General features: G+C 73.0%; 13 protein-coding genes. 4 read left to right on the top strand and 9 right to left on the bottom strand.

Going from position 1 to position 12,995, the window contains the following annotated elements; all coding sequences use genetic code 11:
• Nucleotides 1–41: 41 nt before the first annotated feature.
• The 7 genes from GC092_RS04040 to GC092_RS04010 form a co-directional block, all read right to left on the bottom strand.
• On the bottom strand, nt 42–911 hold the full coding sequence (locus GC092_RS04040; protein ID WP_324014170.1) for a sulfurtransferase: 870 nt from the start codon (nt 909–911) through the stop codon (nt 42–44).
• Between the two features lie 33 nt (nt 912–944).
• On the bottom strand, nt 945–1,487 hold the full coding sequence (locus GC092_RS04035; protein WP_324014169.1) for a methylated-DNA--[protein]-cysteine S-methyltransferase: 543 nt from the start codon (nt 1,485–1,487) through the stop codon (nt 945–947).
• Nucleotides 1,484–2,959 carry an AlkA N-terminal domain-containing protein gene (locus GC092_RS04030; protein ID WP_324014168.1) on the bottom strand — a complete coding sequence of 492 codons (1,476 nt, stop codon included), beginning with the start codon at nt 2,957–2,959 and terminating at the stop codon, nt 1,484–1,486. Before GC092_RS04030 ends, GC092_RS04035 begins: the two co-directional genes overlap by 4 nt.
• Nucleotides 2,960–3,089: 130 nt before the next feature.
• Nucleotides 3,090–4,697 (bottom strand): bifunctional phosphoribosylaminoimidazolecarboxamide formyltransferase/IMP cyclohydrolase, encoded by a 1,608-nt coding sequence (gene purH / locus GC092_RS04025; protein ID WP_271174524.1) that lies wholly within the window; start codon nt 4,695–4,697, stop codon nt 3,090–3,092.
• A gap of 31 nt (nt 4,698–4,728) precedes the next feature.
• Nucleotides 4,729–5,319 (bottom strand): phosphoribosylglycinamide formyltransferase, encoded by a 591-nt coding sequence (gene purN / locus GC092_RS04020; protein WP_271174525.1) that lies wholly within the window; start codon nt 5,317–5,319, stop codon nt 4,729–4,731.
• 9 nt (nt 5,320–5,328) lie between these two features.
• A complete protein-coding gene (locus tag GC092_RS04015) occupies nt 5,329–6,633 on the bottom strand; it encodes a cell division protein PerM (RefSeq protein WP_324014167.1) in 1,305 nt (434 codons plus the stop codon).
• A gap of 58 nt (nt 6,634–6,691) precedes the next feature.
• Nucleotides 6,692–7,144, bottom strand: a complete 453-nt coding sequence (locus tag GC092_RS04010; protein ID WP_282980299.1) for a nitroreductase family deazaflavin-dependent oxidoreductase — start codon at nt 7,142–7,144, stop codon at nt 6,692–6,694.
• A gap of 170 nt (nt 7,145–7,314) precedes the next feature.
• Here GC092_RS04010 and dhaK point away from each other — a divergent pair, with 170 nt between their 5' ends.
• Genes dhaK through ligD form a run of 4 tightly spaced genes read left to right on the top strand, consistent with a single transcriptional unit; the run spans nt 7,315 to nt 10,699 of the window.
• The gene (gene dhaK / locus GC092_RS04005) at nt 7,315–8,301 is read left to right on the top strand and encodes a dihydroxyacetone kinase subunit DhaK (protein ID WP_271174528.1); all 987 of its coding nucleotides are present in this window, start codon (nt 7,315–7,317) and stop codon (nt 8,299–8,301) included.
• 4 nt (nt 8,302–8,305) lie between these two features.
• Complete coding sequence (dhaL, locus tag GC092_RS04000; protein WP_324014166.1) at nt 8,306–8,938, top strand: dihydroxyacetone kinase subunit DhaL; 633 nt, start codon at nt 8,306–8,308, stop codon at nt 8,936–8,938.
• Complete coding sequence (gene dhaM / locus GC092_RS03995; protein WP_324014165.1) at nt 8,935–9,639, top strand: dihydroxyacetone kinase phosphoryl donor subunit DhaM; 705 nt, start codon at nt 8,935–8,937, stop codon at nt 9,637–9,639. Before dhaL ends, dhaM begins: the two co-directional genes overlap by 4 nt.
• A 7-nt stretch (nt 9,640–9,646) precedes the next feature.
• Nucleotides 9,647–10,699 (top strand): non-homologous end-joining DNA ligase, encoded by a 1,053-nt coding sequence (gene ligD / locus GC092_RS03990; protein ID WP_324014164.1) that lies wholly within the window; start codon nt 9,647–9,649, stop codon nt 10,697–10,699.
• Nucleotides 10,700–10,802: 103 nt separating this feature from the next.
• Here the strand turns inward: ligD and sucD are convergent, their stop codons facing one another.
• A complete protein-coding gene (sucD, locus tag GC092_RS03985; RefSeq protein ID WP_271174532.1) occupies nt 10,803–11,705 on the bottom strand; it encodes a succinate--CoA ligase subunit alpha in 903 nt (300 codons plus the stop codon).
• A gap of 21 nt (nt 11,706–11,726) precedes the next feature.
• On the bottom strand, nt 11,727–12,893 hold the full coding sequence (sucC, locus tag GC092_RS03980) for an ADP-forming succinate--CoA ligase subunit beta (protein WP_271174533.1): 1,167 nt from the start codon (nt 12,891–12,893) through the stop codon (nt 11,727–11,729).
• Nucleotides 12,894–12,995 lie beyond the last annotated feature (102 nt).

Raw genomic sequence — 12,995 nt, 5'->3', positions numbered from 1 at the left:
CGAGCGGGGGTCAGCCTTTCAGCCTATCCACACCTCGGCCTTCAGGAAAGGGATTTCGCGTCTTCCCCGCCAAATCGATCGGAACCGATCGCGACGGGGCGCGCGGTGTTGCTCCATGCACTCCAGGACCCCGCGAAGAGGCGCGGCGCGAAGCCCGCGACCGTGAGCGCGACGAAGGCGTGCGAGGCCGTGACCCCCGAGCCGCAGTACACGCCGACGGGCTGATCAGGCCGCGCGCCGACGGCCTCGAACCGCGCGCGCAGTGCGTCGGGAGGCAGGAGACGCCCGCTCTCGTCGACCGTGTCGCCCGCGAACAGGTTCCGCGCGCCCGGCACGTGCCCCGCGCGCGGATCGATCGGCTCGACCTCGCCCCGGTAGCGCTCGGGCGCGCGCACGTCGATGAGCACGCCATCGCGCGCGAGCACGGCGGCCGCATCGATCGAGAGCTGCGGCAGCCGCCCCGCTGTGAGCGTGATCGAGCCGGGAGCGGGCACGACGTCGCCGCGCTCGAGCGCGTGACCCGACGCGACCCACCCGCGCAGGGCGCCGTCGAGGATCCGCACGTCCTGCACGCCCGCGTCGGTCAGCAGCCACCACGCACGCGCCGCGGACAGCGACTTGAGATCGTCGTACACGACGACCGTGTCGCCGTCGTCCAGCCCCCAGCGTCGGGCGGCCCGCTCGAGTGCGGGGGTGTCGGGCAGAGGGTGGCGTCCGTCCGACGCCGCCCCGTGCCCCGACAGCTCGCTCTCGAGATCGACGTAGACCGCGCCGGGGATGTGCCCCTCGAGGTACTCGGGGCGACCGTCCGGCCGGTCGAGGCGCCAGCGCACATCGAGGATGCGGACGCGCTCGTCGCGCGCGGTCAGCTCGGCCAGCTCGTCGGGGGTGATGAGGATCTCGGAGCCCATGACCGCCACGCTACGCGGCGCCCCCGACGCCCGTCACGACACGGGTAACGCTTCGACATCGGCTGCGGGTGCGCCCGCAGCGGCACCCGCGCGCTCGCGCGCGAGGAGCGACCGCTTGATGTCGACGCCCCACGCGAAGCCGCCCATGGAGCCGTCGCCGCGGAGCACCCGGTGACACGGGACGAACAGCGCGGGGGCGTTGCGCGCGCAGATCGACGCGGCGGCCCGCACGGCGCGTGGCGAGCCGAGCGCCGCGGCGAAGCCCGTGTACGTGAGCGGTGCCCCCGGCGCGATGTCGCGCAGCGCCGCCCAGCCCGCCTGCTGGAGCACGGTGCCCTGCTGCCGCACGGCCACCGCACGGATGGCCGCGAGGTCGCCCTCGTAGTACGCGGCGACGGCGTCGCCTGCTCCGGTGGGCTCCTCGCGCACGTCGGCGGGACGCAGGCGCGGGTGGATGCGCGCGAGCACGAGCGAGGCGTCCGCCGTCCAGCCCGAGGCGAGCACGGCGCCGTCGGCGTCGGCGATCAGGGTGAACGGGCCGTCGGGCGTCGCGACGGTCTGGAGGCGAGCGGTCATGACGGGGTCTCCTTGCGGGATCGGGCGGGCTGCGCGGCGAGGGCCGCGCGCCACAGGTGCATCGAGAGGTAGGAGCGCCAGGGCGCGACGCGCGCCGCCCACGCGACGAGCTCGCGCGGTGCGGCGGGCAGTCCCGCGGCGGCCGCACCCGCGCGGAGCGCGACGTCGCCGGGCAGGATGATGTCGGAGTCGGCGAGCACGCGCATCCGCACGTAGTCGGCCGTCCACTCCCCCACGCCCCGCAGCGCGAGGAGGCGCTCCCGCTGGGCGTGGGCGTCATCGCCCGCGCTGAGGGCGAGGCCGCCCGACGCGAGCGCGGCAGCCGCCTCGGTGATCGCGCGGATGCGGGCCGCGGGGCCGCGGAGCACGTCGGCTCCGCGCTCCGCGATCGTCACCATCCGCGGGAAGAGACGCCGCCGCTCCCCCGCGATCTCGACGTCCTCGCCGAGCGCCTCGACGAGACGCGTGAGATGGGTGCGCGCGGCCGACACGGAGATCTGCTGGCCGACCATCGCGCGGATGAGCATCTCGTGCGGGTCGGCGGCACCCGGCAGGCGGATGCCCGGCGTCGCCGCCACGAGCCCCGCGAGCTCGGGGTGCGCACCGAGCGCCGCGTCGATTGCGAGCGGGTCCGCGTCGAGGTCGAACAGACGCCGCACGCGGGCGACGAGCGTCGCGAGGTCCGCGAGGCTCTGCAGCTGCGCGTCGAGCCGCAGGCGCCCGTCGAGGCGCAGCCGAAACCATCCGGCCCCGGCGGGCAGGCGCACGGTGCGCGCGAACGACGCCTCGTCGCCGGCCTCGACGCCAGGGAGCGCGCGCACGGACATCCACGCGAACAGCCCGGCGTGGTCGAAGGGCTCGCGGACCGGCAGGGCGAGCGAGATGCCGGCCGAGGCCGTGCGACCGCGCCGCGTCGCGCGCAGCTCGGTCGGCGTCAGCCCGAACACCTCGCGCACGGTCTCGTTGAACTGGCGCACGCTCGCGAACCCCGCGGAGAAGGCGACGTCGGCGGCCGGCAGATCGGTGCCGACGAGCAGCAGCCGCGCGGTGTGGGCGCGCTGGGCGCGTGCGAGCGCGAGCGGGCCGGCGCCCAGCTCGTCGGCGAGCAGCCGCGACAGGTGGCGCGACGAGTACCCGAGCCGCCCCGCGAGGCCCGTGACGCCCTCGCGCTCGACGACGCCGTCGGCGATGAGGCGCATGGCGCGCGCCACGACGTCGCCCCGCAGATTCCAGTCCGGCGATCCGGGCGCCGCCTCCGGGAGGCAGCGCTTGCACGCGCGGTAGCCGGCCTCGTGCGCGGCGGCGCTCGTCGCGAAGAAGGTGACGTTCGCCGGCTTCGGCGTCCGCGCGGGGCAGCTCGGCCGGCAGTAGATCCCGGTCGAGCGGACGGCGGTGACGAACTGGCCGTCGAAGCGGGTGTCGCGCGACGAGATCGCGCGGTACCGCTCGTCGAAGGTCATGCTCGTCGTCATGGCTCCAGCCTGTCACGCTCCGAGGGCGCGGGCTGGCGGTTTTCGGACACGGCGGTGGGGACGGCGAGAACGGCGCGAGCCGACCTCGGGATGGTGCCGAGGTCGGCTCGCGAGGGCCGGAAGCCGCGTGTCAGTGGAAGAAGTGACGCTCGCCGGTGAAGAACATCGTCACGCCGTTGGCGCGGGCGAGCTCGATCGTCTCGTCGTCGCGCACCGAGCCTCCGGGCTGGATGATCGCGCGCACACCCGCGTTGATGAGCACCTCGGGTCCGTCCGAGAACGGGAAGAACGCGTCCGACGCGGCGATCGATCCCGCCGCGCGCCCGCCCGCGCGCTCGACGGCGAGCTTGCACGAGTCCACCCGGTTGACCTGGCCCATGCCCACGCCGACCGTCGCGGCGTCCTTGGCGAGCACGATCGCGTTCGACTTCACGGCGCGGCACGTCTTCCACGCGAAGATGAAGTCGCTCATCTCCTCGTCGGACGGGCGCTCGCCCGACACGAGCTGCCAGCTCTGCGCGACGGACTGGATGTCGTCGGGGAACCGGTCGGAGTCCTGCAGGAGCAGGCCGCCCGAGACGAGGCGCACGTCCATCGTCTCCTGGCGCCAGTCGGCGGGCAGCTTGAGGAGGCGCAGGTTCTTCTTCGTCTTGAACACCTCGAGCGCGGCGGGCTCGAAGTCGGGCGCGACGATGACCTCCGTGAAGATGTCGCGGAGGTTCTCGGCCATCTTGAGCGTGACCGGTCGGTTCGCGGCGATGACGCCGCCGAACGCCGAGAGCGGGTCGCACTCGTGCGCGCGCAGGTGGGCGCTCGCGATCGGGTCGAGCGCGTTCGGCGCCGACAGCGCGATGCCGCACGGGTTCGCGTGCTTGATGATCGCAACCGCGGGATTCACGTAGTCGTACGCGGCGCGGAGGGCGGCATCGGCGTCGACGTAGTTGTTGTACGACATCTCCTTGCCCTGGAGCTGCGTCGCCTGCGCGATCCCGTGGCCGTCCACGCGCGAGTAGATGGCGGCGCGCTGGTGGGAGTTCTCGCCGTAGCGCAGGTCGCCGAGCTTCTCGGCCTTGATCGTGAGGTGCTCCGGCAGGTCGGCGCCCTCGCCGAGCGTGCCTTCGGCGAACCATGCCGCCACGGCGGCGTCGTAGCCGGCGGTGTGCGCGAAGGCGCGCGCCGCGAGCTCGCGGCGCTGTCCGAGCGTCGTGCCGCCCGCGGCGACCGCGTCGATGATCGCCGGGTACGACTCCGGCGAGACGACGATCGCGACGTTCGCGAAGTTCTTCGCCGACGCGCGGACCATCGCGGGCCCTCCGATGTCGATCTGCTCGACGACGTCGTCGCCCGCGGCGCCCGAGCGGACGGTCTCCACGAACGGGTAGAGGTTCACCACGACGAGCTCGAACGGCGAGATGCCGAGATCGCCGAGCTGCTGCTCGTGGTGCTCAAGGCGGAGGTCGGCGAGGAGGCCCGCGTGCACGCCCGGGTGCAGCGTCTTCACGCGTCCGTCGAGCGACTCGGGGAAGCCCGTCACGCTCGCGACGTCGGTCACGTCGAAGCCCGCGTCGCGGATGGTCGACGCGGTCGAGCCCGTCGAGACGATCTCGACGCCCGCGGCCGCGAGCGCCTCGGCGAGCTTCAGGAGATCGGTCTTGTCGCTGACCGACACGAGCGCGCGCCGGATCGGGACGACATCGCGGTCGCGGTAGAGCGAGTGGTCGTGGCGGGGGCCGGCCATGAGGACTCCTTGTCGGGGTTCGGGGTTCGGGTCAGCGCGAGGGGTTCTCGAGATCGATCTCGCCCGCGGCGATCCCGCGGACGACGTCGATGAGCAGGCGGCGCTCGACGGGCTTGATGCGCTCGTGCAGCGCGGCCTCGTCGTCGCCCGGGAGCACGGGCACGCGCTCCTGCGCGAGGATCGGCCCGCTGTCCACGCCGTTGTCGACGATGATGACGCTCGCCCCGGTCTCCTCGACGCCCGCGGCGAGCGCGTCGCGCACGCCGTGCGCGCCCGGGAACTCGGGGAGGAAAGCGGGGTGCGTGTTGATCATGCGCGGCGCGAACTCGTCGACGAGCGCGGAGGGCAGCAGGCGCATGAGGCCGCTCAGCACGATGAGATCCGCGCCGATGCGGCGCAGCTCCTCGGCCAGCGCGGCGCCCCAGGCCTCGCGCGACGGATGGTCGCGATACGGGACCGTGAAGGTCGGGATGCCGAACTCCTCGGCGTGGGCGAGGCCCGCCGCGTCGCGGTCGGCGCCGACGGCGACGATCCGAGCGGGGAATCCGGGTTCGCTCGCGGCTTCGAGGAGGGCGCGGAGATTCGAACCGGTGCCAGAGATGAGGACGGCGACCGAGAGCACGCGGCCAGTCTACCGGCGCGCGAGTTCGTCCCCGTCGGCGAGCACGGCCGCCCCGTCCGCCGTCCCGGCGGCATGCCCGTGCGGGCGGGGCGAGAGGAGCAGGATGGCCGCGCCGACGAGCACCTCGAGGCCCACCGCGAGGGCGACCGGACCGGGATCGGGGCCGACGGTCGCGAGCCGCCCAGGGCCGATGGATCCCGATGAGAGAGCCGCGATGCCGGCCGCCCCGGCTCCCGCGATGGCGGCGATGGCGATCGCGAGCACGACCCGAGGCGACACCGGCTCGTGCGGCGAGGGATGGTCCTCGTCCTCGGGGCGTTCGATCTCCCACTCCGCCGCGAGCGCCGAGCGCACGTGCCACCCGGCCAGCGCGCCCGCCGCGACGGGCAGGAGCGCGACGAGCAGCAGCCATCCCGAGCCCTGCTCCGGGAGGAGGCCGAGCATCGGGATGCCGGGCACGACGCCGAGCTGCGTGCCGGCCGGGGAGACCGTGGTCGCCGCGCCGACCGCGAAGCCCGGCCCCGCGATCCAGGACACGGCCCAGCCGATGAGCGTCGGCAGGTACGCGACCTGCGCGAGCGCGACGGCGGTCGCGCCGAGGGCGTCGACCTGCGCCTGCTCGAAGAGGGCGACGACGGCGTCCGCGCGGACGAGCACGGCCACGACGACCGCGAGCGCGGCGGCGCCGACGACGGCAGCGAGGGCGACGGCGCCGCCGCGCACCGCGAGCGTGGGGATCTCGCGCCACTTCGACGACCATCCGTCGACCCGCTCGTGCACGAGGTCCGCGAGGCCGCCGTCGCCCTCGCTCCAGCCCTCGGCCCACGCGCCGGCGGCCGCCCCGACCGCGTAGACGGCGGTCGGCAGGAGCACAGCCTGCCAGGCCTCGACGCGTGCGAGCTCGCTCCCCGAGGTCGCGAGAACGACCGCCGCGATGATCGCGGTCATCGCGATGCCCGCGAGGACGCCGACCGTTCCGGCGCCCGAGCGGACGGCGCGACGGCCGGAGCGGGCCGCGAAGAACGCCGCGAAGACCGCGAACGCGAGCGGAGCGAGGGTCAGCGTGAAGGTGGCCGCCTCGTCGGGCAGGCCGAGCGCCACGACGGCGTCCTCGTCGAACGCGAGAGACAGCGGGACGAGGTTGCCGAGCTGCCAGATCCGCGCTGTCGTCGGCCACAGGCCTGCCCAGTCGGCCGTCAGGCCGAACGTGAACGTCCACAGGAGCGTCAGCGGCGCGAGGACGACGGCGAGGCCGACCAGCGCCGCCACGAGCGCGTCGAACGCGGCGAGCAGGGCGATGAGGATCCGATGCATGGCGTCACGACCCTACCCGCGGGCCCCGGGAGATCCCCGGACCCGCGCCGGGGCCGCGCTACGCCGCGATCGGCTCGAGGACGAAGACCGCGATCCGGCGCTCCGTGCGCTCCTGGTACTCGGCGTACGGCGGGTACGCCGCGACGGCGCGCTCCCACCACTGGGCGTACTCGTCGCTGTCGACGTCGAGCTCGCGCGCGAGGTAGTCGCGCTTCACGGCGCCGTCCTGCAGCTCGACGTGCGGGTGCGCGGCGATGTTGAAGTACCACGCGGGCGGCTTCGGCGCCCCGCCCTTCGAGGCGACGAGCGCGTAGACGCCCTCGTGCTCGACGCGCATGAGGGCCGTCTTGTGCAGCTTCCCGCTGCGGGCGCCGACGTTCGTCACGACGACGATCGGCCAGGACGTGCCCGGCAGGACGGAGGCCTCGGCGCCGTTCGACGCCTCGTAGGCCTCGGCCTGCTGACGTGCCCATTCGGATGTGCTCGGTGCGTACTCTCCCTGAAGCGGCATGCTCCGAGCCTACGATCCCCTCGGGCCATCGGCTCCGGCCATCCGCATGCACATCCGTCCCCTCCCCTTGACACCCCGCGATCGTCCTGCCGATAGTGAGGCGTACACGGCTGGCGCTGGCATCGACGCGAGGGAGCAGGGATGTCCGGATGGGCTCGGAGGAGCAGGCGATGAAGAAGCTGATCGGCGACACCGCGGCGGTCGTCACAGATGCCCTGGTCGGCATGGAGGCGGCCCTGCCGCAGCTCCGCGTGGACCACGAGAACCGGGTCGTCCTCCGCGCGACACCCAAGGACGCAGGCAAGGTGGCGCTCGTGTCGGGCGGCGGATCGGGACATGAGCCGCTGCACGGCGGCTACGTCGGCTACGGGATGCTCGACGCGGCGTGCGCGGGCGAGGTGTTCACCTCCCCCACCCCCGACCAGGTGCTGGCGGCCACGAGCGCGGTCGATCGCGGCGCGGGCGTGCTGCACATCGTGAAGAACTACACGGGCGACGTCATGAACTTCGAGATGGCGGCCGAGCTCGCGGAGGCGGAGGTCGCGTCCGTCCTCGTGCACGACGACGTCGCGGTGGAGGACTCGCTCTACACGGCCGGGCGCCGCGGGGTGGGCCTCACGGTGCTCCTCGAGAAGATCGTGGGCGCTGCCGCCGAGGAGGGCGCGCCCCTCGACGAGGTCGTGCGGATCGCGGAGGCGGTGTCGGCGCAGGGACGCTCGATGGGCATGGCGCTCACGAGCTGCACGGTGCCCGCGGCGGGCAAGCCCACGTTCGACCTGCCCGACGACGAGATGGAGATCGGCATCGGCATCCACGGCGAGCCAGGGCGACGCCGCGTGAAGGTCGCGCCCGCACCGGAGATCGCCGAGATGCTCGTCGACCCGATCCTCCACGACTTCGACGCGGCGGGCGGGCCGGTGATCGCGATGCTGAACGGCATGGGCGGCTCCCCGCTTCTCGAGCTCTACCTCATGTACGGCGAGGTCGCGAAGCTGCTCGAGAAGGCGGGCGTGCGCGTCGCACGCACCCTCGTGGGCGACTACATCACGTCGCTCGACATGGCGGGATGCTCGCTCACGCTCCTGCGCGCCGACGACGAGATGCTGCGTCTGTGGGACGCGCCCGTCGAGACGCCCGGCCTGCGCTGGGGGCGGTGATCGGATGGCGTTCGACATCGCAGCGCTCGGACGCTGGGTCGCGCTCTTCCGCGATCGCATCTCGGACGAGCAGGAGCGGCTGACGGCGCTCGACTCCGCGATCGGCGACGCCGACCACGGTGCGAACATGGCGCGCGGCACCGCGGCGGCCGTCGCGAAGCTCGAGTCGGCGACGCCCACGACCGTCGGCGAGTTCGGGAAGGCGGTGGGGATGGCGCTCGTCTCGACCGTGGGCGGTGCGAGCGGCCCGCTGTACGGCACCTTCTTCCTGCGCTTCGGCGCGAGCGGCGGCGACGGCGCCGAGCTGGATGGCCCCGCGCTCGCCGCCGCGCTGCGCGCGGGCCTCGAGGGCGTCGTGTCGCGCGGCAAGGCGGAGCCCGGCGACAAGACGATGATCGACGCGATGGCCCCGGCGGTCGACGCGTTCGAGGCGGGCCCATCCGACCTCGTCTCCGCCGCGCGCTCGGCCGCGCAAGCCGCGCGGGCGGGAAGCGACGCGACCGAGCCGCTCGTCGCACGCAAGGGACGCGCGAGCTATCTCGGCGAACGCAGCGCGGGGCACCTCGACCCCGGTTCGGTCTCGACCGCGCTCCTGTTCGAGGCGCTCGCCGCGGCGGCGGAGGAGGTCTCGGCATGATCGGCTTCGTCGTGGTCTCGCACAGCGTCGCCCTCGCGGAGGCGGCTGTCGCGCTCGCGAGCGAGATGGCCGGCCCTGTGGCGCCCCGGATCGCCGTCGCGGCCGGAACGGCGGAGGGCGGGATGGGCACGGATGCCGCGCTCATCGCGCGGGCGATCGAGTCGGTCGCCTCGCCCGACGGCACTCTCGTCTTCACGGACCTGGGATCGGCCATCCTCAGCGCCGAGCTCGCCTTCGATCTCGCGGGCGCCGCCGAGGGGCCGGTGCGACTCGCTGCGGCTCCGCTCGTGGAGGGCCTCGTCGCCGCGGTGGCGCGAGCCGGCGCGGGCGGCGACCTCGTCGAGGTCGAGCGCGAGGCGCGCCGCGCCCTCGACGCCAAGCTGCGGCACCTCGGCGTGGAGGGCGAGTCCGTCCCCGCTGAGGAGAAGCCCACGGGGCACTCGGAGTCGTTCCTGCTGACGAACGAGATCGGGCTCCATGCGCGGCCGGCGGCCGCGCTCGCGGGCGCCCTGCGCGGCCTCGACGCGGTCGTCCGCATCGGCACCGCCACGAAGCCCGCCGTCGACGGGCGCAGCCTCGTCGGACTCATGGCGCTCGGCGCCCGCAAGGGCGACACGATCGACGTGACCGCCGACGGGCCCGACGCGGAGCGCGCGATCTCGGCCATCCGCGACCTCGTCGCGTCGGGCTTCGGCGAGTAGGCGCGCTGTGGCCTCCGAGCGCGTCACGCTCACGATCCCCGGACCGGATGGCGACCGCGAGGTGAGCCTGTCGAGCCCGGGGCGCGTCGTGTGGCCCGAGGCCGGGGTGACCAAGCGCAACCTCGCGGAGTACCTCATCGCGGTGTCGGGCCCGTTCCTCGCGCACAGCGGCCATCGGCCCGTGTCGCTCGAGCGCTTCCCCGGGTCCGTCGACGGCGAGAGCTTCTTCTCGAAGAACCCGCCCAAGGGCGCACCCGCCTACGTCGAGTCGGTGCCCGTGACGTACAACAGCGGCAGGCGCCATCCGCAGCTCGTCCTCACCGAGCCGGCGTCGGCCGTGTGGGCCGCGCAGATGAACACCGTCGTGTTCCACCCGTGGGCGTCTCTCGCGAGCGACGCCGACCATCCCATCGAGCTGCGGATCGACCTCGACCCGCAGCCGGGCACCGACTTCGCCGACGTCGCCTTCGCGGCGCACGCGATGCGCGAGGTGCTCGACGAAGCCGGCCTCACGTCGTGGATCAAGACGAGCGGCAGCCGCGGGATCCACCTCTTCTGCCCGATCGAGCCTCGGTGGGAGTTCCTCGAGGTGCGCCACGCGGTGATCGCCGCGGGGCGCGAGCTCGAGCGGCGCCATCCGTCGCGCGTGACGATGAGCTGGTGGAAGGAGGAGCGCGGCGAGCGCGTCTTCATCGACTTCAACCAGGCCAACCGCGACCGCACGATGGCGGGCGCCTACAGCCCGCGGGCGCTCCCGCAGGCGACCGTGTCGACGCCGCTCTCCTGGGACGAGCTCGACGACGTCGATCCGCTCGCGCTCACCGTGCGCACCGTGCCCCGGCGCCTCGAGGAGGTCGGCGACCCGTGGGCCGCGTTCGGCGATGCGCCCGCCCGCATCGACACGCTCCTCGAGTGGTGGGAGCGCGACCTCACCGACGGCCTCGGCGAGCTGCCGTTCCCGCCCGACTTCCCGAAGATGCCCGGCGAGCCGCCGCGCGTGCAGCCCTCGAAGAAGGTCGCCGAGCACTGGGATGCGCAGGGCAACCGCGTCGACGACTGAATGCAGAGAGCCGCCCCCGGGATGATCCCGGGGGCGGCTCGCTGCGTTTCGACTCGCTGCGCTCGCTCAACGACCGGAGGCGGCTCGCTGCGCTCGCTGAGTATTACAGGGACTCGATGATCTCGCGCATGAGGGCGGCCGTCTCGCTCGGGGTCTTCCCGACCTTGACGCCGGCGGCCTCGAGGGCCTCCTTCTTCGCCTGCGCGGTGCCGGCCGAGCCGGACACGATCGCGCCCGCGTGGCCCATCGTCTTGCCCTCGGGGGCGGTGAAGCCCGCGACGTAGCCGACGACCGGCTTCGTGACGTTCGCCTTGATGAACTCGGCCGCGCGCTCCTCGGCGTCGCCGCCGATCTCGCCGATCATGACGATCGCCTTCGTCTCGGGGTCGGCTTCGAACGCCTCGAGGGCGTCGATGTGCGTCGTGCCGATGACGGGGTCGCCGCCGATGCCGATGGCCGTCGAGAAGCCGAGGTCGCGCAGCTCGAACATCATCTGGTAGGTCAGCGTGCCCGACTTCGAGACGAGGCCGATCGGGCCCTTGCCCGTGATGTTCGCGGGCGTGATGCCGACGAGCGACTCGCCCGGCGTGATGATGCCGGGGCAGTTCGGGCCGATGATGCGGGTCTTGTTGCCCTTCTCGATCGCGTACGCCCACGCCTCCGCGGTGTCGCCGACGGGCACGCCCTCGGTGATCACGACGAGGAGGGGGATCTCGGCGTCGATGGCCTCGACCATGGCGTCCTTCGTGAACGCGGGCGGCACGAACGCGATCGACACGTCGGCGCCGGTCTTCTCGATCGCCTCGGCGACCGATCCGAAGACGGGGAGCTCGACCTCGCCCTCGCCGGGCTTCTCGTGCGTGACGGTGGTGCCTGCCTTGCGGGCGTTCACGCCGCCGACGATGTTCGTGCCGGCCTTGAGCATGAGGGCGGTGTGCTTGGTGCCCTCGCCGCCCGTGATGCCCTGGACGATGACCTTGGAGTCCTTGTTGAGGTAGATCGACATGTCTCTAGTCCCTTTCCCGGCTCAGGCGTTCGCCAGCTCGGCGGCCTTGTCGGCGCCCTCGTCCATGCCGGCCGCGAGCGTGACCAGCGGGTGGTTGGCCCCCTGCAGGATCGCGCGGCCCTCTTCGACCTGGTTGCCGTCGAGGCGCACCACGAGCGGCTTGGTGGCGTGGTCCCCGAGGATCTCGAGGGCCTTCACGATGCCCTCCGCCACGGCGACGCACGACGTGATGCCGCCGAAGACGTTGACGAAGACGCTCTTGACCTGCTCGTCGCCGAGGATGACGTCGAGGCCGTTGGCCATGACCTGCGCGTTCGCGCCGCCGCCGATGTCGAGGAAGTTGGCGGGCTTCACGCCGCCGTGCTTCTCGCCCGCGTACGCGACGACGTCGAGCGTCGACATGACGAGGCCCGCGCCGTTGCCGATGATGCCGACCTGGCCGTCGAGCTTGACGTAGTTGAGGCCGTTGGCCTTGGCCTTCGCCTCGAGCGGGTCGGCCGCCTCCTTGTCCTCGAGCTCCTCGTGCTCGGGGTGGCGCACCTCGCTCGCGTTGTCGTCGAGCGAGACCTTGCCGTCGAGGGCGACGATGTCGCCGGCGCCGGTGAGCACGAGCGGGTTCACCTCGACGAGCGTCGCACCCTCGGTCTTGTAGACCTCGTAGAGCTTGACGAACACGTCGGCGACCTTCTCGACGAGCTCCTCGTCCCAGCCGCCCGCGCGGGCGATCTCGACGGCCTTCTCCTTGTCGATACCGCGCAGCGGGTTCACCTCGACGCGCGCGAGCGCCTCGGGCTTCTCGACGGCGAGCTGCTCGATCTCCATGCCGCCCTCGACGCTCGCGAGCGACAGGTAGGAGCGGTTGGCGCGGTCGAGGAGGACCGAGAAGTAGAACTCGCGCGCGATGTCGGCGCCCTGCGCGACCATCACGCGCTTGACGATGTGGCCCTTGATGTCGAGGCCGAGGATGGCCTTCGCGGCCTCGTATGCCTCGTCGGGGGTCTTCGCGACCTTGACGCCGCCGGCCTTCCCGCGCCCGCCGGTCTTGACCTGGGCCTTGACCACCACGACGCCGCCGATCTTCTCGGCTGCCGCCTTCACCTCCTCGGGGGTGTCCGCGACGATGCCGGCGAGCACCGGCACCTCGTACTTCTCAAAAAGGTCTCGAGCCTGGTACTCGTACAGATCCACGTTGCATTCCTTCGATGGGGCCACGGGACAAGACGCGTGGAAACGTCTCGACGTCGAGAGATCTCGACCGATGCTCAAGCCTACTACCGCGCGGTGACCGCT

This window comes from Microbacterium sp. JZ37, from assembly GCF_035188445.1.
In the GTDB taxonomy this organism is placed as follows: Bacteria; Actinomycetota; Actinomycetes; order Actinomycetales; family Microbacteriaceae; genus Microbacterium; species Microbacterium barkeri.
The sequence above is the reverse complement of the archived record's forward strand: the minus strand, read 5'-3'. Positions and strand labels throughout refer to the sequence as shown.